Origin of the sequence: Bacillus sp. FSL M7-1345, from assembly GCF_038006985.1 — a bacterium.
Classification (GTDB): domain Bacteria; phylum Bacillota; class Bacilli; order Bacillales; family Bacillaceae_G; genus Bacillus_A; species Bacillus_A cereus_U.
Window position 1 is genome coordinate 2,023,780 of record NZ_JBBOWG010000001.1, and the last position, 25,525, is coordinate 2,049,304.

Sequence of the window (25,525 nt, forward strand, 5' to 3'; positions counted from 1 at the left end):
CAATAACAATCCATTCACTTATATCATTCCAAAAGTTAACATTATAATTAGGTAGCCAAAGTTGACTTCCCGCTTGTCTGATTTATTCAAACTTGCTATTTAATAGGAATTATAATTTGTAGAAATAATATACTCTTATACATAAAGTATTCAGCATGATATTACAGTACAGAGTCTCGTTTAATATCGAAAATGTCTATTTCATTTTGCTCAAATAAATCCTCAAGCTTATTTGAACCATTTTGTTGAGCAAATAAATATTCTTTTTCTGATATTGGGACGGCAAGCAACCATGCGACTTTTTTGTCTGAGAAATCAATTGTTTGTAACTGACCTTCCCACAGAAATGGTGGCACAAAAAACATATGTTTCATTTCACTATTAGGATAATCAAACTTCAGCACATCCAAAAATATTTGACCTGGATAGAGTGGCATTTTTGAATTGATTACACAAAAAGCACATGTTGCTAGTACATTTGCATAATTATTATAAGCTGTTGCACTCGCACCAACAATTTCTACTCGTAAAGACTTTTCATCTATAGATCGTCCTATTGAATGCATATGCAAGCCAATAGTAGAATACGATGTAACACCCTCACAGGGTCTATCTCCTGTTGATAAAATATCTATATTACTTATACCATTATCATCCCAATATTTAGAAACAACAGGATTACCTCCAAACACTTTTAAAGCTGATTTAGCAATTATTTTACTTTCATTTGATATCCCCATTTTACTCTCCTATCTTTCGCTAATAATTTTTAATAATTTCAGTCTCCAAAATAATCATCCGTTAAATCTTCACCTTTATGACTCCTATTCGATGACGGAAGTTCAGGGCGGTAATGATTAGGATTGTTATGTTCATCTAAAAACTGTTCTCTTGTTATTCCTCTTTCTTCAGCACTTTTTTTATGCTTTCTAAATTCATAACCTGGTAAATGCCCCATATCCCAAGGCTTATCTTTATTCATTATTTTATTATCTATTGGATTCCTTACGAGACCATCTTCACTTTTAGCATTATCCCAGACTTTATCTCTTACGCCCTTTCTATATCCTGAAGGTCTTGTGTAAGTTTTATCGCCTGAGTCACTTTCAATACCATTTTCTTTTTTATACTTATCCCAAGCCTTACTCATTTCATCCTTACTATATTTACCTTTGTTGGCAGTTTGAAATTCATTCCATGTCGATGGGTTAGAACTACTACCACTAGAAGACGGGGAAGACTGGAATTTTTGAAGAGTATCCTTACCATTTTGAATTGCATTACGCCCAACAAATACACCATGTCCAGCAAGACTAAGCCCAGCCGCTGTAGCAGTTGCATCTAATGGAAGAACAATTGGTGATGCTAACCCACCACTTCCTACTTCTGCGACGAAGGTTAAGAAATTAGCCCCGCCTATGACGGTAAGACCTTCTAGAATTTCTATAATGGATGCCGCTCCTGCTACAACATTTCCGGCAAATCTTCCCGATTGATAAGTTAACTTGCTTTCTAATTCATCATTATCAGGTGATTCTAGTCCAATAACGCTTTCGAAAGCGGCACTACCAGCGCCTTGAAAAAATTCTTTCATAAATTCCCAAGTACTGATAGCTGTTTTTTCATACCATGGTCTATTGGCTTCTTGTTCTCGTAAAGCAATTGCTTTTTCAATTTGTGCTTCACGAGCTTTACTTTCTCTAATTGCTTGAATAGGACCCGTCCACTCCATATTCAATTCTTGTATGCTAAATGTTCCACTTGCGGGGCTGAAACCTTTCCCACTTTGCACTTCCGCAAGACCTTGCGCGATACTCGCAGCTAATTGAAGTGCAGTATCATAATTACTACTAGAAGTATAATTGAATTCATGTAAGTGTTCTAGTTTTTCTTGCAGTTTTCGTTTCATCGCATCAAAAATCTCCATCATCGCTTGCATACCTGGAAGTGTATTACTAATTACTTCAACCCCTGCTCTTGTTTGGTCAATCCCTCGAATTTGTTCTAGTATTTCTTGTTCGATGACATCTGTTGAAGCTACTTGTGATTGAAATTGACTTGGAAAGGCATCATTCTGACGGATTAGTTCTTCACACAAGTAAATGATTCCTTGTGCTAATGGACGAAAGGTTTGTGCAAAGAATGCTTTTGCACTGCTATATGTTTGTCCTTGTAGAACAGTATCAATTGCAAAAGCATCAATCGACTGAATAGCTTGTTCCATACTTTGAATGGTAGCGGTACATACAGCGTTCATGCTTTGTGTTTGCGTATGTACTTCCCCTAGATACATATTCAAACTCATGAATTGACCTCCTTTGCTAGATTCTGTTTTTGATAGTAAAGGTCATTTTCTAAGTCACTAAGATTTCGTTTTTCCTTAAGCAATGTTTCTTTTTGATTTTCCAATTCGAAAGTAAGTTTTCGCTCAATATATTGTGCATCTTGACTCATATTCATAAAAAACAATGACATTTCTCTATCTCTATGCCAAGTTCCTAAAATACGGTCAAACAAACGATGGTTTTGATTTTTCCATACATGAAAATCCTCTTCTACGTGTTCCTGTGTTTGAATCGCAGATTGATTCCGATTCTGTTCTTCAAATACACTTCGTAATTTTTGATTTAATTGATTCATTTGTTTTTCAATATCTTGACTCATCTTTTTCCTCCTACCGTTTTACTTTACGTAGGTTATCACATTAGCGAAAAATATTTTGAAGTTCTTTATCCATTCTCTCAAACTCGTTAGCTACCGAATGAATATTATCAACCGCTTGTTGAAAGGCTACAGAAAATTGTTTCGTCAAATCTAAAACTTGTTGGCTTGCTTCTTGTGCTTTGGAGTTAACAGATAGTGTTGTACGCGTCGCCTTTGTTATAGAACGACTTGTTGCACTTTGAATCCTGTCAGAAGCTGATCCCATTTTCGTAGCAATTTGTGTTGCTGTTTGTAAATTACTTTGGAATTGTCCCATCGTATAAACCCTTTCTATATTTCTATGAACGTATTAAAGAAGGGGAGTGCCTAGTATGTATGTCCATTATCCTATTGTTCCTTATAGGAACCCTCCTGGAAAAATATTGCGGATATAATTATAACAATAAATGGTTAAAGTTTTCTCAAAAAAATATATTTTACAACCTATGTGTTTGTTATAGTTCTCAAAAGGTAATGTAGTATAACATAGAGGTAAAATACGAATGGGAAAGTAATAAATTGATGCTAATGATTTATATTATGCTGTATGGGCTGAAAAGGGTGGTTGGTTAAATCTTGGCGGTGAACAATGGATTAAGAACAATCCATCTTATGTGAAGTTTAGTAAGAAAAGCACAGTAGATTCCTCTATTGTAGGGAAGCGTGTTGTTACTAAAGTGGACAACCTACGTTTCTATGAATCTCCATCTTGGCAGGATAAAGATGTTGTAGGTACAGTTGATACAGGATTAGGATTTATAATTATCGATAAAGTATCCGTGAATGGTTCACTTCAATATAAAGTGAAAAACTCAAAAAGTAGTGTCTTTTATATTACAGCTAGTTTTAAATATGTAGAAGTAATATAAAAAGGTGCCGGCTCTTATGAAGTGCCTCTATATTTCTATCTCCATGTGTAGCTTTAGTTGTTGAACCTTTACCTTTTCTCATTCTCTCAACTTCTTCTATTTTGTGTGATTTTTATCTCCATCGCCATGCAATCGTTGTATCTTCAATGTGGATTGCTGGAATATCGATTCCTAAATATTTCTCTTCGTTCTCATCGAAGACGGACCAATTTTCATCGTCTAGAAATTCAGGGTCAATACTTTCAAAGTCAAAAGTACTGTCTTCGTCTACCATTTCACGAAAATATTCTTGATAGGGTTTACTATTATCATTTAAGTGTATTGTTCCATACATCCATGGTGTTTCTCCAAAAACGTCTGTGATGCAACCTATTTCAATATCTTTAAAGTATAATTTCATATTTACACCTTCTTATTCATAAATTTTAAAGTAGTCTTTTGGTATCTCACCTTTTATCAAATACTCGTTATCTCTTTTTGTCCACTTTAGAGCTCGGTTTTTCCAAAAAGGTGTGGTTATTTTATCTTGTTCAATTAAATGTTCGATTTGTTTTGGATTTAAGATTGCTACGTCTTTTACATCTCCATTACGGATTGCCGTTCTTAAACCATTAAAATCTAGTTCGATTGATTTATCTCCATACTTTACAGTAGCGCCGCTATTAGGGGAAAAGTTTGTAAATGGACTATTATTTTTTCCACTCTTTCTATATCCTCCTAATATATGTTCAGTAACTGTAACTTGTCTATCTTTGTACATGCCTTCTTTATTAGCTGGAACTAGATTGCCTGATTCGTCGATATATGATTTGTTATTAGGGTGTGAAGCTTAATCCGCACACAAGTTCTGCAATGGGAACGGTAATCCCTATTTAACAAGGTGATTGCAATACAAGATTTGTTGTGGGGACTTATGTCAAATGAATAGGTTTTAAAAAAAATCAATCTAATACAGTGTAATTAAAAGGCTATTATTTGCTCACATTTTGCTCACAAATAATATAAAAACACGTGAAAAAATGTGAAATACCCCTTTGGAATAGAATATAATATAACAAATAAAAAGTGTCACAAATGCTTGTATAACAGGCATTTGTGACACTTTTATAGTTTTATATAACATAAAATAAACAACCTTAAAACTGCTCATTCTTCTCCCAAGATTCTACAATATAATGCGCAATCGTAGGATTAAATCCTTTACCAACTAAAAACATAATCGCAGCAACTTCTGTTAAAGCATGTTTATGTGATGTATGTTTCGCTTCATTTAAACCGTAATCTACCCAAGGTTTTACGAAATCTAATACAGGTTTCTTTAAAGGTAAAAACTGTGTACCGACAACTTGCTGGATTTGTTGTTGCGTTGGTTCTGTAATAGGTCCTGGTGGTAAAATTTGTGGCTGTGTAATATCGAATGTTGGTCCAGGCGGTAAAATTTGCGGTTGCGTAGGATCGATAGTTGGCGGTGCTGGCGGTGAGACACGTGCGTCGTAGCTTGGTTGATACATTTGTTGTTGGTATTGCGGTTGTTGTGGCTGAGTTGTGTATGGATTTTGTTGTTCTTGAGTGTACTGAGTTGTGTATGGATTTTGCTGATATTGTTGTTCTTGAGTTGGTGGTGCTGCATATGGATTTTGAGGATATTCATAATTTGGACGTGTGTCATATGGATTTTGTTGATATTCAGTTTCTTGAGTTTGCGGTGTTGCGTATGGATTTTGTTCGTATTGAGGCTCTTGATGTTGTGTCTCTTCTTCCCCATACTGTTCAGCATATCTTTGTTCCTGATGTTGAGGGGAAAATGGTTGCTGTGGATAAGGCGGTTGATTATTATAGAACATTTTTATTCCTCCTTCATGATGATGCCTACCACCTAGTATATGGGCGGACAAGAAAACATGTGATGAATAAATGCAGGCGTGTTACAATAAGAAACTGGGTGAAGATAAAATGATAAAACAAGAAAAAATACAAAAAACAATAACTTTCGTAAAACATATTTTAGAAAAAGATGCGAGTGGGCATGATTGGTATCATATTGAACGCGTACATAAATTGGCGATTTCTTTATCCGAGCAAGAAGGGGGAAATCGTTTTATAATTGAAATGGCAGCATTACTTCACGATGTAGCAGATGAGAAGTTAAATGTGAGTGAAGAAGCAGGAATGAAAAAAGTTTCTGATTGGTTAGAAGAGTTACGTGTTGAAGAAGAGGAAAGTAAGCATGTTCTTCATATCATCGCCAATATGTCTTATAAGGGCGGTCATGGTGGCACAGTTGAATCACTTGAAGGGAAAATTGTTCAAGATGCGGATCGTTTAGATGCTCTTGGTGCAATTGGAATAGCTCGTACATTTGCATACGGAGGAGCGAAAGGGAGATTAATGTATGATCCAACTATCCCTCCTCGAGAAGTGATGACGAAAGATGAATATAGAAAAAATAATGATCCATCTTTAAATCATTTTTATGAAAAACTTTTAAAACTAAAAGATTTAATGAACACGAACGCAGCAAAACAAGAGGCTGAAGTTCGTCATTGTTATATGGAAGAGTTTATTGAACAATTTATGAAAGAGTGGAATGCACAAATATGAAAATGTTAACTGTGGAGAACTTATCGAAATCATACGGAGAAAAACCGTTATTTGATGGATTATCATGTAGTATTACAGAAGGACAACGTGTCGGAATTATTGGTGTAAACGGTACTGGTAAATCGACATTATTAAAAATAATTGCAGGATTAGAAACTCCTGATACAGGTGATATGACGCATTCACGTGGTTATACAATTAGTTATTTATCACAGCAACCAGAGTTTGATGAAAAACTAACAGTATTAGAGCAAGTGTTCCATGGTGATACACCTTTAATTCGTCTTCTTCGTGATTATGAACAATCGTTATTAAATATCGAAAAAAATCCAAGTAATGAAAAAGTACAGGAACAATTATTTGCCGTACAGCAACGCATGGATGCAATGAGTGCATGGGAAGCAAATGCAAATGCGAAATCTCTTTTAACGAAATTAGGAATTACAGATTTTACTGCAACTGTTGGAAACCTATCTGGTGGACAGAAAAAACGTATCGCAATGGCACAATGTTTTATTGAAACACCTGATCTATTAATTTTAGACGAGCCTACGAACCATCTTGACCATGAGACAGTTGAATGGTTAGAAGAATATTTAGCAAGATATACAGGTGCGGTATTACTTGTAACCCATGATCGTTATTTCTTAGATCGTGTGACAAACCGTATTTTTGAATTAGATAACGGTAAACTATATAGCTACGAAGGAAACTATAGTACATTTTTAGAAGCGAAAGCACTTCGTGAAGAGCAAGAATCGGCACAAGAATCCAAACGCCAAAATTTATATCGTCGTGAACTTGCTTGGATTCGCCGTGGTGCAAAAGCCCGTTCTACGAAACAAAAGGCGCGTATTCAGCGTTTTGATGAGCTGAAGGGACAAGAAGGACCAGCAGCGAAGCAATCAGTTGATATTGCACTAAGTGGAAGTCGTCTAGGAAAGAAAGTACTTGAGTTAAAAGATGTAACGAAAAAATTTGGCGATAAGACGGTACTACATAATTTTAATCATATTGTGAAACCAGGCGATCGTATCGGAATTATTGGGGCGAATGGAAGCGGGAAATCTTCGCTATTAAATATGCTTGCAGGCAAGTTATCTCCTGATAGTGGTGAAGTTGAAGTAGGACAAACTGTAAAAGTTGCTTATTATACGCAAGAAAATGAAGAGATGAATTTAAATCAGCGTATGATTGAATACATTAAAGAGATTGCAGAAGTTATTCATACGACAGACGGAAAAGTAATTGGTGCATCTCAAATGTTAGAACGTTTCTTATTCCCGACACATTCACATGGTACACCGCTTGGTAAACTATCTGGTGGTGAAAGAAGACGTTTATATTTATTACGTATTTTAATGGGAGAACCAAACGTACTATTACTTGATGAACCTACGAATGATCTAGATACACAAACATTAACAGTACTAGAAGATTATTTAGAAGATTTCCCAGGTGTCGTTTTAACTGTATCGCATGACCGTTACTTCTTAGATAAAGTAGTAGATGAATTGTTCATCTTTAGTGGCGAGGGCGAAGTGCGTGAATTCCTAGGTAGTTATACGGACTATTTAGAAATGGAAAAGACGAAAGAACTTATTGAGAAGGCGGAAGTTCAAAAAGAGAAAAAAGTAGTAGAAGAAGCTCCAAAACAACAACGTAAACGTAAACTTTCATATAATGAGCAGCGTGAATGGGAAACAATTGAAGATACAATTGCCGAACTAGAAGAGAAAATTGAGTCAATTGGAGAAGAACTTGCGAAAGTTGGATCTGACTTCACAAAGGCACAAGAATTATCTGAAGCACAGCAGAAAACAGAAGAAGAGCTAGAAAAAACGATGGAAAGATGGAGCGAACTATCAGACATTGTTGAAGGATTAAAATAAAAACAAGCTGCATATATTGAAAAGTAAAGAGAAAAACTTTACACTATTGGTAGAACCTATTTTAGGAGGGGAAAAAATGAGAACATCTAATCCAATGTTGAAAAAAGACGCATTTCGTAAAGAAGGAGCAAGTGCTTCTGCGATGACTATTGGTGGAACAGTAGGCAAAACGTTTATCATGCTTATCTTGCTTCTTGCAACGTCTGTCTATTCATACATACAGATGACAAATAATACGATGAAAATGCCAGTATTAATTGGTGCTTTAGTTATTGCGGCAATCGTCGCATTTGCATCTATCTTCTTCCCGCGTATATCACCAATTGGTGCACCGATTTATGCAGCGGTAGAAGGGATTGTATTAGGAAGTATTTCAGCGATTTATACAATGAAATTTGGCGATACTATCGTTTTAAACGCTGTCTTACTAACAATTTCAATTCTATTTGCAATGCTAGTGTTGTATGCAACGCGCGTAGTAAAAGTAACTGATAAATTCCGTACGGGTGTAATAGCAGCGACAATGGGAATTATGGTTATGTATTTAATCGTATTCTTACTAAACATGTTCGGTGTTACTGTTCCATATATTCACCAAGGTGGAACAATTGGTATGATCATTAGTGCAGTTATTATTGTAGTTGCTGCATTAAATCTATTACTAGATTTCGATTTAATCGAAAGCGGTGCACGTAGCCAAGCTCCAAAATATATGGAGTGGTACGGTGCAATGGGTCTAATGATGACTCTAGTATGGCTATACTTAGAAATTCTTCGTTTTGTTTCTTACTTTACGAAAAATGACTAATAAAAAAATCCTGCATGAAATGTGCAGGATTTTTTTGTTTTCAAAGATAAATTGAAAATATGGATGTTGGCGACTTAAATTGAAGGGGGATGGAATATGATGAAAGAGAAAAAAGGATTATGAAAAAACTATTTTCTAAAAGTTTTTTCATAGAACTAGATGACGCTTTAACATATCCATCAGCAGAAGTCATTCGTTCAGCTATTGAAGGATATGCGGCTGAATGTAATGGGAAATTAAAATTTGAGAGTAAAGTTAAACCGATTATTTTTAACTTGGAAAATGTAATGTACTGCGCTGAAATAAAGATGGATCGCGGAGGATATTACATATCTTGCAGTGAAGTATAATATTTTTGGAAACCTTACATGTTTAAACTATGTAGGGTTTCTTTTTTAGTTTTGTAAGATATAAAGTAATACTTTTTATTTACAAACATGCCGTTTTGTACTTTTTACCCTTCCAACATTTTTCCTTACAATGAAGAAAAATATGTGAGGTGGTATAACTTATGATGAATCGAGTTGTATTAATCGGTAGATTGACAAAGGAGCCAGAATTATACTACACAAAACAAGGAGTCGCTTATGCACGAATATGTGTTGCGGTGAATAGAGGTTTTCGAAATAGTTTAGGTGAACAACAAGTCGATTTTATAAATTGTGTTGTATGGCGAAAATCGGCTGAAAATGTAACAGAATATTGTACGAAGGGCTCACTTGTTGGGATTACCGGACGTATTCATACGAGTAATTACGATGATGAACAAGGAAAGAGAATATATAGAACTGAAGTTGTAATTGAGAGCATTACATTTTTGGAGAGAAGGCGGGAGGGTGCATCGCAATAATATTAGAATTTTAATGATAGTTTCGGATTGATTAGGTGGAAAGAGAAAGAATGAAAAAGTATGATGCTGGGAAGAAATCAGCAAAATTAAGCATCCGAGTAGGAGTATAAAGGGGTAACATGTTACAATACAGCTAAGAACACGCAATAAAGGAGAGTTTTTTACGTGAAGATTAAAGCTATTGAACCGACGCCAAGTCCGAATACAATGAAAGTTATTTTAAATGAAGTATTACCATCAGGAGCGCGTAATAATTATACAAATGAAAATAAAGAACAAGCACCAGTACAAGTGCAAGAAATTTTGAAAATTGAAGGCATTAAAGGTGTGTATCATGTAGCAGACTTTTTAGCAGTGGAGCGAAATGCGAAGTATGACTGGAAAGTTTTATTACAACAAGTTCGTGCCGTTTTTGGTGAAGAAATAGTGGAAGAAAGCGAAGAACAACAACTTTCTCATTTTGGAGAAGTGAAAGTGTTTGTTCAAATGTTCTTTACTATTCCGATGCAAGTGAAGTTAACAGATGGAACGACAGAAGAGCGTGTAGGCTTACCTGATCGTTTTAAAGAATCCATTATGAAAGTGCAAATGTCTGCACCTAACGTTGTGAAAGAGCGCAAATGGGTAGAGCAAAGTACACGTTACGGTAATTTTGAAGAAATCGGGAAAGAAGTAGTAGAAGAAATTGTTGCTGCTTATTCAGAAGAACGTGTAAATGAAACGGTTAAAGAATTATTAGATCAAGCGGGTGCTGTTGAAGTAACGATTCAAAAGCGTGAGCCATATAAAGTAACAGAAGAGATGATGAAGGATTCCGACTGGAAAAAACGTTTTGCAGCTTTAGAACAAATGGATCCTACTGAAGAAGATATGCCAGTATTGAAAATGGCGTTAGATGATGAGAAAGTATCTATCCGCCGCCTAGCAACAGCTTATTTAGGTATGGTAAAAGGTGATGGAGTATTGCCGTTATTATATAAAGCGTTATTAGATCGTTCTGTAAGTGTTCGCCGTACAGCAGGAGATTGCTTATCAGACGTAGGTGACCCAGCAGCGATGTTCGTTATGATTAAATCTCTGAAAGATTCAAGTAAATTAGTACGCTGGCGTGCAGCAATGTTCTTATTTGAACTTGGTGATGAAAGTGCAATTCCGGCGTTAAAAGTAGCTGAAGATGATCCAGAGTTTGAAGTAGCAATGCAAGCACGTTTAGCTTTAGAACGTATTGAAGGCGGCGAAGAAGCAAAAGGATCAGTATGGAAGCAAATGACGGAGTCTCGTAAAGGGGAATAGTTTATGATTGTTTTCTATGATAGTTGGTGTCCGATGTGTACAGCAGTTGCAGAGCGTACGGAAGAATTAGATAAAAAGGGTACGATGAAATTTGTTTCATTTCGAGATGAAGATGTAGTTGAGAAGTATGAACTTTCTCAAGAATTACAAAGTAAGATGGAACAGAGATTGTATATTTTAAAAAATAATAAGTGGTATGACGGAATTCATAGCATTAACGTATTAGCAAAGGCCGTTCCATCTTATTGGTTTGCAGTGCCGTTTATAAAATTATCTATCGTACTTGGATTTGGAAGTAAAGTATACGATTATATTGCCAACAATAGAAAACTTGTCTCAGTTGGACACTGCCGTGAAGGGGTTTGTGAAATCCCTACAAAAAAATGAAATCATCACTATCTTTCTTTTGCACCTATTAATAGCGCGTGATATGATGAAGTTGGAATGAAAGTTGAAGGAGAGATTACAAGATGTCAAATGCATATGAAGAATACATGCGCCAAATGGTAATTCCAATGCGCCAAGAATTAGTGCGTTCTGGATTTGAAGAGTTAACTACAGAAGAAGCTGTAACAGAATTTATGGAGAATGCATCAGGTACAACTTTAGTAGTTGTAAACTCTGTTTGTGGTTGTGCAGCTGGTTTAGCACGCCCATCAGCAGGTCAAGCGGTTGTACGTGCTGAAAAACAACCTGATCATCTTGTAACTGTATTTGCAGGTCAAGATAAAGATGCTACTGCGAAAATGCGTGAATACTTCGGAGAAATCCCTCCATCTTCACCATCTATGGCATTACTAAAAGGAAAAGAAGTTGTTCACTTCATTCACCGTCATGAAATTGAAGGCGCAACAATGGACGAAATTATTACAAACTTAGAACAAGCTTTCGAAAAGAATTGCTAAAGTAGGGGGAGAGTAAATCTCCCTCTTTTCTTTATATAGAGGTGAAAAAATGATAGTAACAACAGCAGGAAGAACAAATAAAGAAATGACAGCTTATGCAAATAAGGTAGCAGAAGAATTAAATTGTTCTTTCGTTTTACGTAATGATATACCTGTGCACAAACTGCATGAGCAGTATGAACAAGATGTGCTGATTGTAGGGAAAAACCGATTAGCTATTTATCCAAAGGGTACGGAAGAGTCGTTTTTCTTTCATCCAAACTCAGCAATGTTTCGTGTGAAAAGGTTAATGCGCGGAGAACACGATCCCTTTGTACAAGCTGCTAAACTAGAGAGCGGAATGACAGTATTAGATTGTACGCTCGGTATGGCATCAGATAGTATTGTTGCTAGCTATATTGTTGGTGAAGATGGAAAAGTAACAGGGCTTGAAGGAAACGAATATATGGCGTACATCATGGGAAAAGGCTTGAAAACATGGTCTTCATCCGTTTCTGAAATCGATGAAGCAATGCAAAGAATCGATGTAAAACAAACTGAGCATTTCGCATTTTTAACGCAATGTGAAGATAATAGTTATGACATCGTATACCTTGATCCGATGTTTGAAGAAACTGTCATCGAATCAGATGGAATAAAAGGGTTAAAACATTTCGCTTTGTATCATGATATTACTGACGAAACAATTGCGGAAGCGAAGCGTGTGGCGAGAAAACGTGTCGTTCTGAAAGATCATTTCCGTAGTTCTAGATTTGAAAAGCACAATTTTCACGTATACAAAAGAAAAAGTGCAAAATTTCATTTTGGTGTAATTGACCCTTGCTAATTGTTTGAAAAGATGTATAATAAGCAATAATTAATTAAATATACTGTCTGTGATGAAGAGAGTAGTCTTTTTCAGAAGGAAAGCGAGCTAGGGATGGTGTGAGCCTAGTGCAGAAGAAAAAGATGAAGCGCACTTCGGAGACGCTTCTTGAACGAATAGTAGAGTAAGCCGAGGCCCCCTGTCCTCGTTATAAACGGGAAAGTGGTTCGGAATGAACAACAAGGGTGGTACCACGGGTTAAAACTCGTCTCTTTTTTAGAGACGAGTTTTTTGTGTTTTAAAAAATAAGGAGGTTACAGTATGGAGTATAAAAAGCAGTTTGCGAAGAGCTTATCAAATATTATTACGAACGAATTAACGCAAAATCAAATTTTAGATTTAATTGAAACACCAAAACAAGATGAATTGGGTGATGCAGCGTTCCCATGTTTTTCACTAGCGAAGCAATATAAAAAATCACCAGCTGCTATCGCAAAGGAAGTTGCGGAGAAATTAAATGACCCATTTTTTATGAAAATAAAGGCTGTTGGCCCGTATGTAAACGTCTTTTTTAATCGTCAAACAGTAAGTGATGAAGTATTAAAAACAATTTTAGCGGAGAAAGAAGAGTACGGTCAAAATCATTTTGGATGTGAAAAAACAGTAGTTATCGATTATTCCTCTCCTAATATCGCGAAACCTTTTTCAATGGGGCATTTACGTTCTACAATGATCGGTAATTCGCTGAAACATATCGCCGGAAAATGTGGATATGAAGTTGTAGGAATCAATTATATTGGAGATTGGGGAACACAGTTTGGAAAGTTAATTACCGCATATAAAAAATGGGGAAATGAAGAAGTAGTTAAAGAGGATCCAATTCGTGAGTTATTTAAGTTATATGTTCAGTTTCATGAAGAAGTAAAGGAGAACAAAGAACTAGAAGAAGAAGGGCGATCATGGTTTAAAAAACTAGAAGAAGGAAATGAAGAAGCAGTCGAACTTTGGAATTGGTTCCGTCATGAGTCTTTAAAAGAATTTTCTCGTATTTATGAACTTCTCGGTGTGGAATTTACAAACTTTCAAGGAGAAGCTTTCTATAACGATAAAATGGAAGACTTTATTGGGATTTTAGAAGAGCACGACTTACTGGAAGAATCAGAAGGGGCATTAGTCGTTAATTTAGAAGAAGAAGGTATGCCGCCATGTTTAATTAGAAAATCAGATGGTGCTACCATTTACGCAACACGTGATTTAACAGCGGCATTGTATCGTCAAAACACATACGAATTTGATAAAGCTTTATATGTAGTAGGACCCGAACAAAGCTTGCATTTTAATCAATTTTTCACTGTATTAAAAAAGCTTGGCTATAACTGGGTGGGTGGTATGGAACATGTACCGTTCGGGTTCATATTAAAAGATGGTAAGAAAATGTCGACACGTAAGGGCAGAATTATTTTATTAGAAGAAGTGCTAGAAGAAGCTGTTGCACTTGCGGAACAAAATATTGAAGAGAAAAATCCGAATTTAAAACAAAAAGAAGAAGTGGCAAAACAAGTCGGTGTTGGAGCAGTTATCTTCCACGATTTAAAAAATGAGCGTATGCATAATATCGAATTTTCATTAGAAAATATGTTGAAATTTGAAGGAGAAACAGGACCGTATGTACAGTACACGCATGCGCGTGCTTGCTCTATTTTAAGAAAAGAAAGTGTGGAATTTGAAACGTGTAATTTTGAATTAAAAGACGATTACAGCTGGAGTGTAGTAAAATTACTCAACAAATTCCCGCAAGTAATTGAAGCGGCCTTCAACAAAAATGAGCCATCTATTATTTCAAAATACGTATTAGATGTAGCACAAGCGTTCAATAAATATTATGGAAATGTTCGTATTTTAGAAGAGAGCGAAGAGAAGGACAGTAGACTCGCATTAGCTTACGCTGTGACGGTTGTATTAAAAGAGGGATTACGTTTACTTGGGGTGGGGGCGCCTGAGGAGATGTAAAATAAAAAAGGCTAGTGTATCGTTAACAATGCACTAGTTTTTTTGCTTTGGAATTTTGCTATTTATACTTAACTAGCCTGAAATTTCAACAATAGTGTAGGGATATGGCTAATCTATAGAGAACTTTAGTTTTGTATATAAAAGGAGGCGTGGTTTTTGGAACAGTAAACTAACATATTTAAAAAATACGAGAGATTTATATTACAATGATGATTATTTAAGTTTTTTAGTAAATACAGTTTGGAAGATTTCTGAACCGGTACATATTGTTGATTACGGCTGTGGATATGGTTATTTAGGCTTAGTTTTGTTGCCTTTGCTTCCAAATGGATCAAAATATACAGGCATTGATAGCGGGAAAGCATTAATAGCTGAAGCGAGAGAGTTGTTTCGTACACTTCCATATGAATCTGAATTTCTTGAGGGAAATGCTACAGAAATTGAATTGAAAAATAAATACGATATAGCAATCTGTCATGCCTTCTTATTACATATGAGTACTCCAAAAACGATGCTAGAAAAAATGATACATTCGATTAAAGAAGGAGGTAGAATAATCTGTTTTGAGCCACATTGGATGTCAAATATGTCTTCATACGTATTAGAGGGAGAGAATCAATCGGAAATCATCCAGCTAGGTCTTTTACAGAAATTATTTGAAAGGGACACACAGAGAAACGGTAAAGATGGCAATATGGGCATGAAAATACCAATGTATTTAAGTGAATTAGGTGTTAAAAATATTGAATGTAGAGTAAGTGATAAAGTGAATTTTTTAGATTCTAATTTAAATCAAAATGATAAGCAAGGATTATATAATTCTCTAAAAGAAGAGGGGATTGCTAGTAATCCAGGTGAAAAACAACAATGTATAGACCGTTTAATGAGTCGGGGCTTAACATTTGCTGAAGCGCTCGCTCAATATGAAGCAGAACTACGATTTTTTGAAGTGTTTCATATACATGCACCTTTAGTATATGCTCCGAATATGAAAATTACATTTGGTGAAATAAAATGATAAATTGTAGTGATATAATTTCATCCACTGAATGAAGCCTCAAAAAAGAAGATAAAACCCATCTTCGAATAATACATGTTATTTCATTAAATTAAACAAAATCCCTGTAAAAATCAATGTTTTTAAGATATTTAGTTAAAAACTTGAATAATATTAAATAATATCGTTCATTATATGAGGTTTTAGTTGAATGCATACTATATGATGTGTAAAATCTAAGCAAGTAGGTTAGAATACTGCTTGCAAATGGCAGTATAAATAATTATTTGAGGTGAATACATGCTAGATTTTAAACAATTAGAAATTTGTTTGAAAGAAAAGAGATTTGTAGATGGATTACATGAGATAAATAATGAAATTGCACATATAAAAGAAACGAATAAGTTATCATACGTGAAGAACTGGCTTTCTAACGTCTCATCACCTAAGGAGTTTGATACATTAATTCGCCTTGCTGATGAAGGTTTGATGCATCAATACAGCTCCTTTTTAATTCGTTATACGTATAAAAAATTCCCAAATATGAGAACGCTCTCTTTATATTGTGATGAGTTAATTGATGAGCGTAAAATTCTTGATGCTGAACAATTATTAAAAGATTCTTTGGAAGAGGTAAATGAAGAAGAAACTGATGCGGATGTTTTAACGAAAGCATATTTTACGTTAGTTAGATGTTTGTTAGATATGAAGCGAAATGAAGAGGCCTATGCCTATATGCAAAAGGCGGAAAAGTATAGTACACGTGCAGTTTTTGATAAATGGGGTTACTTATATATACAGACTGGTGAGTGGGAGAAGGCAGAGGAACAACTTTTATCCGGTCAGCAGCATAAAGATTGTGAAGAGTTAGCTACGTACTTATTGGCGCAATTATATGCATATAAAGGTGAACAGCAGCGAGCATTACAACTCATTAATGATGCGATTGCAAAGTTCCCTCAAGTACCATATTTCTATTTTGAAAAAGTAAAATATTTATTAGATTTAGAGCGCTATGAAGAAATGTTAGCGGTAATAGATAAAATTAATCATATGCTTCCGCATCATGCATATACAACTTATTTTATACATTTACGTGCAGAAGCATTTTATAAAACGAATAGTATTCACGATTTGCAAGCACTATTGAAAAGTGAAAAGAGTTTGAAGAATTCTCTATATCATCATATAGAAAAAAATCCTGATGGAAAAAAGGTTCGTTTACCGATAGTTCCGGTTGTACAAAAGGATAACTATTGCGTTCCGACAAGTTTGGAAATGATGTTAGGGGTATGGGGAGAAAAACGTACGCAAGATGAAATTGCACAATATATTTTTGATGTAACAGGTTCTAAGTTTTCAGATACAGTTACATATATAGAAGAGCAAGGTTACGAATATCGTTATTTTCAAGGGAATGAGGAAAATTATAAGAGATTACTCAATCAAGGTATTCCCGTTTTATTAAGTATAGATATTGAGCACGCTTCCCATGTACAAGTGCTTTCTGGTTATGACGATGTACTGCAAGCTTTTTATATTCAAGATCCGAATTTCTTGGAACCGATTCTTGTGGAATATGATAAGTTGCAAGAAAAATATCGTTATACAGATTGTTTAGCTAGTACGTTTATACCGAAAGATAGAATAGAACAACTTTCATTTTTAAATGAGGAAGAACACACTTATTATAAAACAATCTTTTCTCTTACAGATCATTTAGCTGAGCAAGATAAAGAGGGGATTGAAAAGTTAGTACTATTTTTAAAAGAAACAAGTGAAAATCCAAACACTTGGCTATATACGATTAAACATTTAGATGCTGAAGTAGATAAAGATTTTATTCAGTTTTGTATAGAAAAATTAATGGAAAAGTTTCCGAGCTCTGACTTTGTGAAATTGCATAGTGCACAGTGTTTTATTCGTCTGCAAGATATGGAAAAAGCAGGACATATGCTTCAAAGTGTGGAGAAGAAAAGCAATCAAGCGTTGTATCATCTTATAAATGGACGTTACTCTTTTGAGCAAGATAATTATGCAGAAGCCATTGCTAGTTTTCGTTCATCATTACAATTGGATGCAGATCAACCAGTTGCGTGGAGTTTCTTAGCATTATCATACATGTATATGGATCAATCCGAAAAGGGGCTAGAGTATTCTCTAACAGCTATAGAACGTAGCCCAGAAAGGTTTACACTTGTAAATCACGGTTTGATTTTAATAGATTTAGAACGATATGAAGAAGCATATGGATTCTTTAATGATTTATTAAAAGAATATAAGTATGAAGCGCACATATGGTATGAACGTGCAAGATGTGCTCAGCATTTAGGAAAAGTGTATTTGGCGGTAAAAGGACTTAAAGTAGCAATTCAATTAGATAAAACAGCAGCGTATTTATATACGAAGCTTTCGGAAATCTATGAATCAGATTTGGATGATGGGAATAATGCGAAGGAAATTTTATTACAAGGAATTCAAAATTGTGAAGATCAGGCATCTTTATATGTTCGTTTAGGAGATGTGCATTTTCAAAATGATGAACTTGAAGAAGCGGAAACTATATATAAGCGTTCTTTAGAAGAAAATAATGAAGATGTATATGCCCATTTCGGTTTAACTCAAGTTTATATGGCAAAGGAACAATATGAGGATGCAAAAAACTATATTGTTAGTATTAATAAGCAATTTGAAGACAATCAAGATTTCCTTATGAATGCTGGCATGGTGCTATGGGATGCTGAAATTGCATTAGGTGGGGATGAAAAAGAGTTAAAACTTGCACTTTCTAAATTAGAGAGCGGTATACGAAGTGTATACGCTAATATAGCGAGCGTGTTGGATGAGTATGTAAATCGAATAAAAGACACAGCTTTTGTGCAACGAGGCATAGCGTTTTTAAGAACGTTAGAAAAAGAGAAAACGAAAGTAATTGAATACGGTTGTTACGCTGGTGTTTTATATGAATCTATTGGACAGTATGATCAAGCAATAAAACGGTATAATGATGCACTTAAGAAAAAACAGGATTCATTGCCGTATTTCCGAATCGGTGAAACATTCATGGCGTTAGGGCAATTTCAAGAAGCGAAGCATGCGTATGAAACATGTTTAGAAATGGATAAGAATTTCACAGGTGTACATGTGCAACTAGCTGAAATATACGAAAAAGAAGAAAATCGTTCTAAAGAACAAAGTCATATGGTCCAGGCAATGAAAGAAGAGCCTTTGCATATTAATATGGAATATTTGGCACAGCTTTCAGTAGATTTGAATCTTCATGAAGAATTGCTAGTTGAACTAGAACAATTAGCAGAAGAGGTACCAGAAATATGGCGTTTAGATGCAATTGCATACGTATATGGTGCGATGAATGAGGTAAATAAAGAAAAAGAATATATTGAATGCGCAATGAAAATAGATGAAGCGCATGTGGAAGTACTATATCATTATGCGAAAGTACTAGTTAAAAAGCAGAGTGCAGAAGCAATCGAAGTTGCGCTGAAAGTAATGCATAAAGATTTGGAAAGTGAACGTATATTTGGTGTGTACGTAAAAGCAATGGAACAACATAAAAAATTATCCCAAATACGAGACGTACTTCATACGCTAAAGGTGAAAAAAGCAGAAAGAAGTACAGCGTTTATGTATGCAGCTACTGCGGTTGCTGAAAGATTAGTAGAAAGGCAGCAAAATGAGCAACCGAAAAAATCTTTATTTACAAGAGCATTTTATCGCATGAAAAATCGTGCGAAGGAAATTTCAATGATTACAGTTATTATTGATTTATTTGAGATTTCCTTAAAGTTAAATCCGAAAAATAGTACGGCAGCGAAGCGTTTTGCACTATTTTACGAGAATGCAGCGATGAATACAGAAGCGATAGAGGTATTACAAACATCGTTAGAAAATAAGTGGGATTATGATGTAGCGAAGCAACTTGTAAATCTTTTCATTGAGTGTGAGGAAGAGGATATGTTACGAGATGCTTTTGAATTAACGAAACAAATGGTTCGAGAGCTACCGGATGATTACGATACTCTTCTTTTACAAGCGAATGTATTATGTAAGCTAGGCGAAGAAAGAAAAGCCGAAAAAATTCACTTGCAATTAATTGAGAAAACGCCATTTGTAAGTAGAGGATTCCTTGCTTTAGCAGAAGTATATCAAAGTCAAGAGAGGTTTGAGGATGCGATTTATTTATTAGAAGATGCTTCTGTACATCATCCAAATGAAACGGCAATTCTTCTTGCGTTAGCATCTTCGTATCATAAAGCTAGGCAAACGACAAAGGCAGAAAAAATAACAAGTGAAATATTAGCAATTGATGCTACTGACTTGTTAGCAAGATACGATCATGCTTGTTACTTAGCGTTATTAAATAGAAATGAAGAAGCGAAAGAAGAACTTGAAATTGTGCTTCGTGAAGATGAAACAGGATTTTTCGCTGAACTTGCAGAGGAAGATGAAGATTTAGCAGGATTGCGAGAGTTTGAAAAGTAATTGTATAAGAATAGAAAAAAAGGGTATAAATAAAAATATATTTTGAATTAGTTGACAATTAATTGCCCAATGGCATAAAATAACTTTTAATAAAGTATACAAATCTGAAGACGAGAAAGAGTAAAATAGTGAGCTGTTCCCCAGAGAGCCGGTGTATTGCTGAAATCCGGTGTGCAGACGTTATTTGAAAATCATCTCCGAGGAGCCGTGGCTGAATAAAGTAAGCTCGGACGGATGTCTACCGTTACAAAGAACGCGTATGTTAGTACGTTGCTAAGTGCTATTAGTGAAAAGCTAATAGAATTAGGGTGGTAACGCGGGTAAACCCGTCCCTACTTCATAGGGACGGGTTTTTTGTGTGCTTTTTAAAAAATTCAAAGGAGTGATTGTACATGAAAAAAGTAGATGTCAAAGAGTCAGCTGTAGGGAGAGAAACACGTATTCGTAAGCAGTGGAACGAACAAAGTATTTTCGAGCAATCAATTCAGAATCGAGAAGGCGCACAATCTTTTGTGTTTTATGAAGGGCCACCAACTGCGAACGGATTACCACACGTCGGCCATGCACTTGGACGGGCGATTAAAGATTTAGTAGCGAGATATAAAACGATGGCTGGATATAAAGTTTTAAGAAAAGCCGGATGGGATACACATGGATTACCTGTAGAATTAGGCGTTGAAAAACAACTTGGTATTTCAGGTAAACATGAAATCGAAGAGTACGGCATTGAACCATTTATTCAAAAGTGTAAAGAAAGTGTATTCACATATGAGAAGCAGTGGCGTGAATTTACGGAGAGTATTGGATATTGGGTAGATATGGATGATCCGTACGTTACTTTAGAGAATCCATATATCGAAAGTGTATGGAATATTTTAGGGACGATTCATGAAAAAGGCTTGTTATATAAAGGGCATAGAGTTTCACCGTACTGCCCAAGCTGTCAAACATCTCTTAGTTCACATGAAGTTGCACAAGGATATAAAACAGTGAAAGATTTAAGCGCGACAGTTAAGTTTAAAGTGAAAGATAGTGAAAATGAATATTTCCTTGGATGGACGACAACACCGTGGACACTCCCAGCGAATGTTGCACTTGCCGTACATCCGAATATGGAATACGTTAAAGTGAAACAAGAAGGGTATGTGTACATTGTTGCGAAAGAACGTGTACAAGAAGTACTAAAAGAAAACTATGAAGTACTATCTGTTCATAAAGGTGAAGAATTATTAAATACATCGTACACAGCACCGTTTCCGATGAAGGAAGTTACAAATGGATACCGTGTTATTGCGGCAGATTTTGTTACTGCAGATAGTGGTACAGGACTCGTTCATATCGCTCCAGCATATGGGGAGGACGATTATAAAGTCGTTCAAAGTGAAGGGTTATCGTTCTTACATGTTGTAGATGAAAAAGGTGAGTATACAGAAGCGGTACCATTTCTTGAAGGTAAGTTTGTAAAAGAATGTGACGTTGATATCGTTCGTTATTTAGCGAAGGAAGGTTTACTATATCATAAAGAAAAATATGAGCATAGCTATCCACATTGTTGGCGCTGTGATTCACCATTACTTTATTATGCAGGAGAAAGTTGGTTAATCCGAACAACTGAGATTAAAGAAACATTTTTACAAAATAATGATACTGTCACGTGGTATCCAGATCATATGAAACATGGACGCTTTGGTAAGTTTTTAGAAAATATGGTGGACTGGAATATTAGCCGAAATAGATATTGGGGAACACCGTTAAACGTATGGGAATGTGAAAGCTGTGATCATCAATTCGCACCGAAAAGCATTGCCGAATTAAGAAAGCATAGTACGAAAGAAACACCTGAAGATTTAGAATTGCATAAGCCATATGTGGATGAAGTAAAAGTATGCTGTGAAAAATGCGGAAGTACAATGAACCGTACACCAGAAGTAATTGATGTTTGGTTTGATAGTGGTTCCATGCCTTTTGCGCAATATCATTACCCGTTTGAAAATAAAGAGTTATTTGAAGAACAGTTTCCAGCAGATGTAATTGCGGAGGGAATTGATCAAACACGCGGCTGGTTTTATAGTTTATTAGCGGTATCGGCACTATATACAGGGAAAGTACCATATAAACGAGTATTATCACTTGGGCATGTTCTAGATGAAGAAGGACAGAAAATGTCTAAAAGTAAAGGTAACGCACTAGATCCTGTTGATTTAGTAGAGAAGTTTGGTGCCGACGCTCTAAGGTGGGCTCTACTCGTTGACAGTGCTCCGTGGAATGCGAAACGTTTTTCTGAAAGAACCGTACTGGAAGCAAAATCGAAATTTGTAGATACATTAGTCAATGTGTATAGTTTCTACGTTTTATATGCAAATTTAGATGAGTATAATCCGACAGAAACGTATGATGTAAAGCGGACGAAATTAGATGAATGGGTATTATCAAGATTGCATAGCACAACGAAAAAGGTAAGAACGGCACTTGATGATTATCAGTTCACGAATGCAGCCCGTGAAATTGCAGCGCTTGTAGATGAAGTAAGTAACTGGTATGTAAGACGTTCACGTAATCGTTTTTGGGAATCTGGTATGAATCCTGAAAAAGCAGCTGCGTATGAAACACTTCATGAAGTGCTTGTAACAATTAGTAAATTAATCGCACCATTTACACCGTTTGTAGCTGAGGATATTCATCTGAATTTAGAAGGAAGCAGCGTTCATTTAGCAGATTATCCGGTTGTAAACGAATCACTTATCCAGTCAAAGTTAGAAGCGGAAATGGATGCTGTTTTACAAGTTGTTGAACTTGGAAGAAGTAATCGTAATCAACATTCATTAAAAGTAAAACAGCCGTTAGCAGAGCTTGTATTACTTGAGCATAACGAAAGTGATATGGATTGGGAATCTTATCGTGATATCGTAATGGATGAGCTAAATGTGAAAGCATTCCATGTTGAACTCGATGAATCGAAATACACATCATATCAATTAAAGCTGAATTTTAAAACAGCGGGACCGAAGTTTGGTAAAAATGTGAATGCAGTAAACGGGTGGTTAAAACAATTATCACAAGAAGAAGTACAAAACTTTGTATCTACAGAAAGAGCAGTTTACGAAGCAGCATCAGGAGATGAAGTAGTTGTAACGGCTGAAGATGTATTGATAGAGAAAGTTGCGAAATCAGGATTCTCAAATACGACTAACGGACAATATACGGTTATGTTAGATACGAATGTAACTGAGGAATTGTTACAAGAAGGAGTAGCACGTGAATTTATTCGTGCAGTTCAAGAATATCGTAAGCAGTTGAATTTACCGGTTAATTTACGAGTGGATGTAATTCTTGATACAGAAGAAGAACTACAGCAAACATTAACGAGTCATAAAGATTTATTGGAAGAAAACTTACTCGTCAAGCAATTTACATTTGGTCACTTAACGAATGAGGACGATGAACTTTCTTTAGGTGAGACAAAAGTCCGAATTAAATTAAACGCGGCTAATTAAAGAAAAAAGGAAGTTGGAATGATTCCAACTTCCTTTTTGCATGCTAAGAGATTATCCGGCTAATTTTCTCATAATCCATTCGATAGGACCTCTAGGAAATTTCTTTCTCCATAACACGCTAAATAAAACACTGAAAATGAAAAATCCAGTAGCAAATAGTAAAACGAATAATAGTGTTTGATGTTCGATCCTATTTAATAGAATCAATAGCCCAATACCGATAAATACATGACTTACATAATGAGTTAATGTTAATTGACCGGTTTGTACAATGGATGTAATAAACCAATTCTTTTCATATTTTTCAGTAAGATGGAGGCAGATTATTAATATAGCAATAGCAGATCCTGTAGCGGATGCGACGTATAATATATTTGGTAAAATCGGTCCTGTATTAAATAACAATGTAGATGCTTCCTCACCAATGTATGGGATGAAAAGGTGAGTTAACGCTTTGGATAATAGCTCTATAATTAACGTTACTGTTAAACCGAGCAAGAGCAATCTATGCCTAATTTGTCTATTATGAAGATCTAACCTGCCAATTATCATACCGATTAAGAAGAAAGAAAACCACGGAAAAATAGGGTGATAGCCATTAAAAAGTAAGTTGCGAAGAAATCCTTTTAAGGTCCAAAAGTCTATATAGTTTATAAATGGGATTGTGCCTCCCCATCCTTCGAAGGCGTTGAAAGTAAGTTGGAGATATTGTGCAGCAAGTAAAATAATGATAGAAAGCCATATTAGTATAGTTCTTCGTACAGTAATTAGTAATGCAGCGATGAAAAGGTAAACGCCGTAGTAGTGTAAAATATCACCCGTCCATTCCATTACATACAATAATAATCCTAAAATAAATAAGAATAGTGATCGTTTCCAAATCAATATTCGGCTGGTATTGATTTTTATTTTCTCTTGGCTAGCAACAGATGATTTAGTCATTAAAGTTATGCCAATCCCAGCAAGTATAACAAACAAGGCAGAAGCTCTACCTTCAAAAAGTGACATAAAGGTTTTTAACAGAGGAGGCCCATTTCCTTCCGCCCCTGTTATCACCATGAAATTAACTAGTAACATTCCAAACATCGCCCACGCTCTAGCAAAATCTAAGCCGATAATTCGTTTTTTAGTTTTCATATGAATCACTTCTTTCGAATATGCTGTGGACAGCTTCAATCCATATTTGTTTATAATTCATATTTACATCAAACATCATGAAGTTTCCGATATTATCAAGTACTAATGCTAACATATGAGCTTTTGAAACTAGATTTTTATTTTGAATGAGTTGAAGTTCATTTGCTTTTGTGAGCAGTGATTCAAATCCGTTTAAATATTCTGTTTGTACAGTTAGTAATCGATCTTTGTACATATCGTTTCTTGAAGATAGTAATACATATTCTTGTAATACACGATTAAAATAAGGATCTTTCTGTTGTTCGTCTATCATTTTAAAGCCAATTTCAATACATTTCTCAATGAAATTCTCTTTCGTAAACTCTTCTGTATGGAAGAAAGAGGAGAACTGCATCGCTTCGCATAATTCATTAAAAATACTTTCGATTAATGCATCTTTAGATTTAAAGTAATAATAAATAGATGGCTTGGCGATACCAACTTCTTCAGCAATCATTGTATAGGTCGTTTTGGCAATGCCGTGTCTGGCAAATAGTCGATAACTTGCTCCAACTATGGAAGAGAGTGTTTCTTCACTTTTGCTCATGATAAGTCCTCCTAATAAAACAGGTTACATATAGTGTAGCATTCATCAGTAACTTTTTCAACCTACCGTTAG

The 25,525-nt window shown here is 35.4% G+C and carries 21 protein-coding genes, 2 pseudogenes and 2 other annotated features; of the genes and pseudogenes, 14 read left to right on the plus strand and 9 right to left on the minus strand.

Annotated features, from left to right (window positions below; translation table 11 throughout):
• Nucleotides 1-161: 161 nt before the first annotated feature.
• From MHB76_RS10560 to MHB76_RS10575, 4 genes are read right to left on the minus strand one after another with little or no spacing between them, the layout of a single operon-like run.
• Nucleotides 162-740: a suppressor of fused domain protein gene (locus MHB76_RS10560; RefSeq protein WP_078173730.1), complete on the minus strand. Its 579-nt coding sequence runs from the start codon at nt 738-740 to the stop codon at nt 162-164.
• A 38-nt stretch (nt 741-778) separates the two neighbouring features.
• Nucleotides 779-2,305, minus strand: coding sequence for a GH-E family nuclease (locus tag MHB76_RS10565; protein ID WP_340986408.1), 1,527 nt, complete (start codon nt 2,303-2,305; stop codon nt 779-781).
• A complete protein-coding gene (locus MHB76_RS10570; protein WP_078173728.1) occupies nt 2,302-2,664 on the minus strand; it encodes a DUF3958 family protein in 363 nt (120 codons plus the stop codon). Before MHB76_RS10570 ends, MHB76_RS10565 begins: the two co-directional genes overlap by 4 nt.
• A 40-nt stretch (nt 2,665-2,704) precedes the next feature.
• Nucleotides 2,705-2,980 (minus strand): TIGR04197 family type VII secretion effector, encoded by a 276-nt coding sequence (locus MHB76_RS10575; RefSeq protein WP_000529672.1) that lies wholly within the window; start codon nt 2,978-2,980, stop codon nt 2,705-2,707.
• 262 nt (nt 2,981-3,242) lie between these two features.
• Here MHB76_RS10575 and MHB76_RS10580 point away from each other — a divergent pair.
• Nucleotides 3,243-3,572, plus strand: a pseudogene (locus tag MHB76_RS10580) (N-acetylmuramoyl-L-alanine amidase); the annotation flags it as partial.
• 112 nt (nt 3,573-3,684) lie between these two features.
• Here MHB76_RS10580 and MHB76_RS10585 read toward each other — a convergent pair.
• The 3 genes from MHB76_RS10585 to MHB76_RS10595 form a co-directional block, all read right to left on the minus strand.
• Entirely contained in the window at nt 3,685-3,972 is a 288-nt protein-coding gene (locus tag MHB76_RS10585) for a hypothetical protein (RefSeq protein ID WP_016104706.1), read from the minus strand.
• A gap of 12 nt (nt 3,973-3,984) precedes the next feature.
• Nucleotides 3,985-4,332: a hypothetical protein gene (locus MHB76_RS10590; protein ID WP_016104707.1), complete on the minus strand. Its 348-nt coding sequence runs from the start codon at nt 4,330-4,332 to the stop codon at nt 3,985-3,987.
• Nucleotides 4,333-4,708: 376 nt separating this feature from the next.
• Nucleotides 4,709-5,416, minus strand: a complete 708-nt coding sequence (locus MHB76_RS10595) for a hypothetical protein (protein WP_340986414.1) — start codon at nt 5,414-5,416, stop codon at nt 4,709-4,711.
• Nucleotides 5,417-5,525: 109 nt separating this feature from the next.
• Between MHB76_RS10595 and MHB76_RS10600 the strand changes: the two genes are divergently transcribed.
• The 13 genes and pseudogenes from MHB76_RS10600 to ileS all read left to right on the plus strand — a co-directional run bounded on the left by MHB76_RS10600 (nt 5,526) and on the right by ileS (nt 23,730).
• Entirely contained in the window at nt 5,526-6,173 is a 648-nt protein-coding gene (locus tag MHB76_RS10600; protein ID WP_078173726.1) for an HD domain-containing protein, read from the plus strand.
• Nucleotides 6,170-8,065, plus strand: coding sequence for an ABC-F family ATP-binding cassette domain-containing protein (locus tag MHB76_RS10605; RefSeq protein WP_078173725.1), 1,896 nt, complete (start codon nt 6,170-6,172; stop codon nt 8,063-8,065). The genes MHB76_RS10600 and MHB76_RS10605 overlap by 4 nt, the downstream gene beginning before the upstream one ends.
• A 76-nt stretch (nt 8,066-8,141) precedes the next feature.
• Nucleotides 8,142-8,873, plus strand: a complete 732-nt coding sequence (locus MHB76_RS10610) for a Bax inhibitor-1/YccA family protein (RefSeq protein ID WP_002158065.1) — start codon at nt 8,142-8,144, stop codon at nt 8,871-8,873.
• A 96-nt stretch (nt 8,874-8,969) separates the two neighbouring features.
• Nucleotides 8,970-9,223, plus strand: a pseudogene (locus MHB76_RS10615) (DUF4318 domain-containing protein).
• 161 nt (nt 9,224-9,384) lie between these two features.
• Nucleotides 9,385-9,723 (plus strand): single-stranded DNA-binding protein, encoded by a 339-nt coding sequence (locus MHB76_RS10620; RefSeq protein WP_002171706.1) that lies wholly within the window; start codon nt 9,385-9,387, stop codon nt 9,721-9,723.
• Between the two features lie 165 nt (nt 9,724-9,888).
• Nucleotides 9,889-11,016, plus strand: a complete 1,128-nt coding sequence (locus tag MHB76_RS10625; RefSeq protein WP_002158061.1) for a conserved virulence factor C family protein — start codon at nt 9,889-9,891, stop codon at nt 11,014-11,016.
• A 3-nt stretch (nt 11,017-11,019) separates the two neighbouring features.
• Nucleotides 11,020-11,403 carry a thiol-disulfide oxidoreductase DCC family protein gene (locus MHB76_RS10630; RefSeq protein ID WP_340986421.1) on the plus strand — a complete coding sequence of 128 codons (384 nt, stop codon included), beginning with the start codon at nt 11,020-11,022 and terminating at the stop codon, nt 11,401-11,403.
• Between the two features lie 83 nt (nt 11,404-11,486).
• Complete coding sequence (locus tag MHB76_RS10635) at nt 11,487-11,921, plus strand: BrxA/BrxB family bacilliredoxin (protein WP_000063703.1); 435 nt, start codon at nt 11,487-11,489, stop codon at nt 11,919-11,921.
• A 49-nt stretch (nt 11,922-11,970) separates the two neighbouring features.
• Nucleotides 11,971-12,747: a class I SAM-dependent methyltransferase gene (locus tag MHB76_RS10640; RefSeq protein WP_078173722.1), complete on the plus strand. Its 777-nt coding sequence runs from the start codon at nt 11,971-11,973 to the stop codon at nt 12,745-12,747.
• A 40-nt stretch (nt 12,748-12,787) separates the two neighbouring features.
• Nucleotides 12,788-13,002, plus strand: a binding site (T-box leader).
• 45 nt (nt 13,003-13,047) lie between these two features.
• Nucleotides 13,048-14,736, plus strand: coding sequence for an arginine--tRNA ligase (gene argS / locus MHB76_RS10645; protein ID WP_078173721.1), 1,689 nt, complete (start codon nt 13,048-13,050; stop codon nt 14,734-14,736).
• A 115-nt stretch (nt 14,737-14,851) separates the two neighbouring features.
• The gene (locus MHB76_RS10650) at nt 14,852-15,754 is read left to right on the plus strand and encodes a class I SAM-dependent methyltransferase (protein WP_078173720.1); all 903 of its coding nucleotides are present in this window, start codon (nt 14,852-14,854) and stop codon (nt 15,752-15,754) included.
• 279 nt (nt 15,755-16,033) lie between these two features.
• The gene (locus MHB76_RS10655) at nt 16,034-20,236 is read left to right on the plus strand and encodes a tetratricopeptide repeat protein (protein ID WP_340986423.1); all 4,203 of its coding nucleotides are present in this window, start codon (nt 16,034-16,036) and stop codon (nt 20,234-20,236) included.
• 98 nt (nt 20,237-20,334) lie between these two features.
• Nucleotides 20,335-20,573 (plus strand) — a binding site (T-box leader).
• 55 nt (nt 20,574-20,628) lie between these two features.
• Nucleotides 20,629-23,730, plus strand: coding sequence for an isoleucine--tRNA ligase (gene ileS / locus MHB76_RS10660; protein WP_199710041.1), 3,102 nt, complete (start codon nt 20,629-20,631; stop codon nt 23,728-23,730).
• Between the two features lie 51 nt (nt 23,731-23,781).
• Here ileS and MHB76_RS10665 read toward each other — a convergent pair whose 3' ends face one another.
• Both MHB76_RS10665 and MHB76_RS10670 read right to left on the minus strand, forming a co-directional pair.
• Entirely contained in the window at nt 23,782-24,867 is a 1,086-nt protein-coding gene (locus MHB76_RS10665) for a DUF418 domain-containing protein (RefSeq protein ID WP_078173717.1), read from the minus strand.
• Nucleotides 24,857-25,453 carry a TetR/AcrR family transcriptional regulator gene (locus tag MHB76_RS10670; protein ID WP_002202181.1) on the minus strand — a complete coding sequence of 199 codons (597 nt, stop codon included), beginning with the start codon at nt 25,451-25,453 and terminating at the stop codon, nt 24,857-24,859. The genes MHB76_RS10665 and MHB76_RS10670 overlap by 11 nt, the downstream gene beginning before the upstream one ends.
• Between the last annotated feature and the right edge of the window lie 72 nt (nt 25,454-25,525).

Excerpts from the sequence above, each read along its gene's own strand:
- MHB76_RS10560 (WP_078173730.1), bottom strand. The coding sequence starts at position 740 with ATGGGGATATCAAATGAAAGTAAAATAATTGCTAAATCAGCTTTAAAA.
- MHB76_RS10565 (WP_340986408.1), bottom strand. The coding sequence starts at position 2,305 with ATGAGTTTGAATATGTATCTAGGGGAAGTACATACGCAAACACAAAGC.
- MHB76_RS10570 (WP_078173728.1), bottom strand. The coding sequence starts at position 2,664 with ATGAGTCAAGATATTGAAAAACAAATGAATCAATTAAATCAAAAATTA.
- MHB76_RS10575 (WP_000529672.1), bottom strand. The coding sequence starts at position 2,980 with ATGGGACAATTCCAAAGTAATTTACAAACAGCAACACAAATTGCTACG.
- MHB76_RS10585 (WP_016104706.1), bottom strand. The coding sequence starts at position 3,972 with ATGAAATTATACTTTAAAGATATTGAAATAGGTTGCATCACAGACGTT.
- MHB76_RS10590 (WP_016104707.1), bottom strand. The coding sequence starts at position 4,332 with ATGTACAAAGATAGACAAGTTACAGTTACTGAACATATATTAGGAGGA.
- MHB76_RS10595 (WP_340986414.1), bottom strand. The coding sequence starts at position 5,416 with ATGTTCTATAATAATCAACCGCCTTATCCACAGCAACCATTTTCCCCT.
- MHB76_RS10600 (WP_078173726.1), top strand. The coding sequence starts at position 5,526 with ATGATAAAACAAGAAAAAATACAAAAAACAATAACTTTCGTAAAACAT.
- MHB76_RS10605 (WP_078173725.1), top strand. The coding sequence starts at position 6,170 with ATGAAAATGTTAACTGTGGAGAACTTATCGAAATCATACGGAGAAAAA.
- MHB76_RS10610 (WP_002158065.1), top strand. The coding sequence starts at position 8,142 with ATGAGAACATCTAATCCAATGTTGAAAAAAGACGCATTTCGTAAAGAA.
- MHB76_RS10620 (WP_002171706.1), top strand. The coding sequence starts at position 9,385 with ATGATGAATCGAGTTGTATTAATCGGTAGATTGACAAAGGAGCCAGAA.
- MHB76_RS10630 (WP_340986421.1), top strand. The coding sequence starts at position 11,020 with ATGATTGTTTTCTATGATAGTTGGTGTCCGATGTGTACAGCAGTTGCA.
- MHB76_RS10635 (WP_000063703.1), top strand. The coding sequence starts at position 11,487 with ATGTCAAATGCATATGAAGAATACATGCGCCAAATGGTAATTCCAATG.
- MHB76_RS10640 (WP_078173722.1), top strand. The coding sequence starts at position 11,971 with ATGATAGTAACAACAGCAGGAAGAACAAATAAAGAAATGACAGCTTAT.
- argS (WP_078173721.1), top strand. The coding sequence starts at position 13,048 with ATGGAGTATAAAAAGCAGTTTGCGAAGAGCTTATCAAATATTATTACG.
- MHB76_RS10655 (WP_340986423.1), top strand. The coding sequence starts at position 16,034 with ATGCTAGATTTTAAACAATTAGAAATTTGTTTGAAAGAAAAGAGATTT.
- ileS (WP_199710041.1), top strand. The coding sequence starts at position 20,629 with ATGAAAAAAGTAGATGTCAAAGAGTCAGCTGTAGGGAGAGAAACACGT.
- MHB76_RS10665 (WP_078173717.1), bottom strand. The coding sequence starts at position 24,867 with ATGAAAACTAAAAAACGAATTATCGGCTTAGATTTTGCTAGAGCGTGG.
- MHB76_RS10670 (WP_002202181.1), bottom strand. The coding sequence starts at position 25,453 with ATGAGCAAAAGTGAAGAAACACTCTCTTCCATAGTTGGAGCAAGTTAT.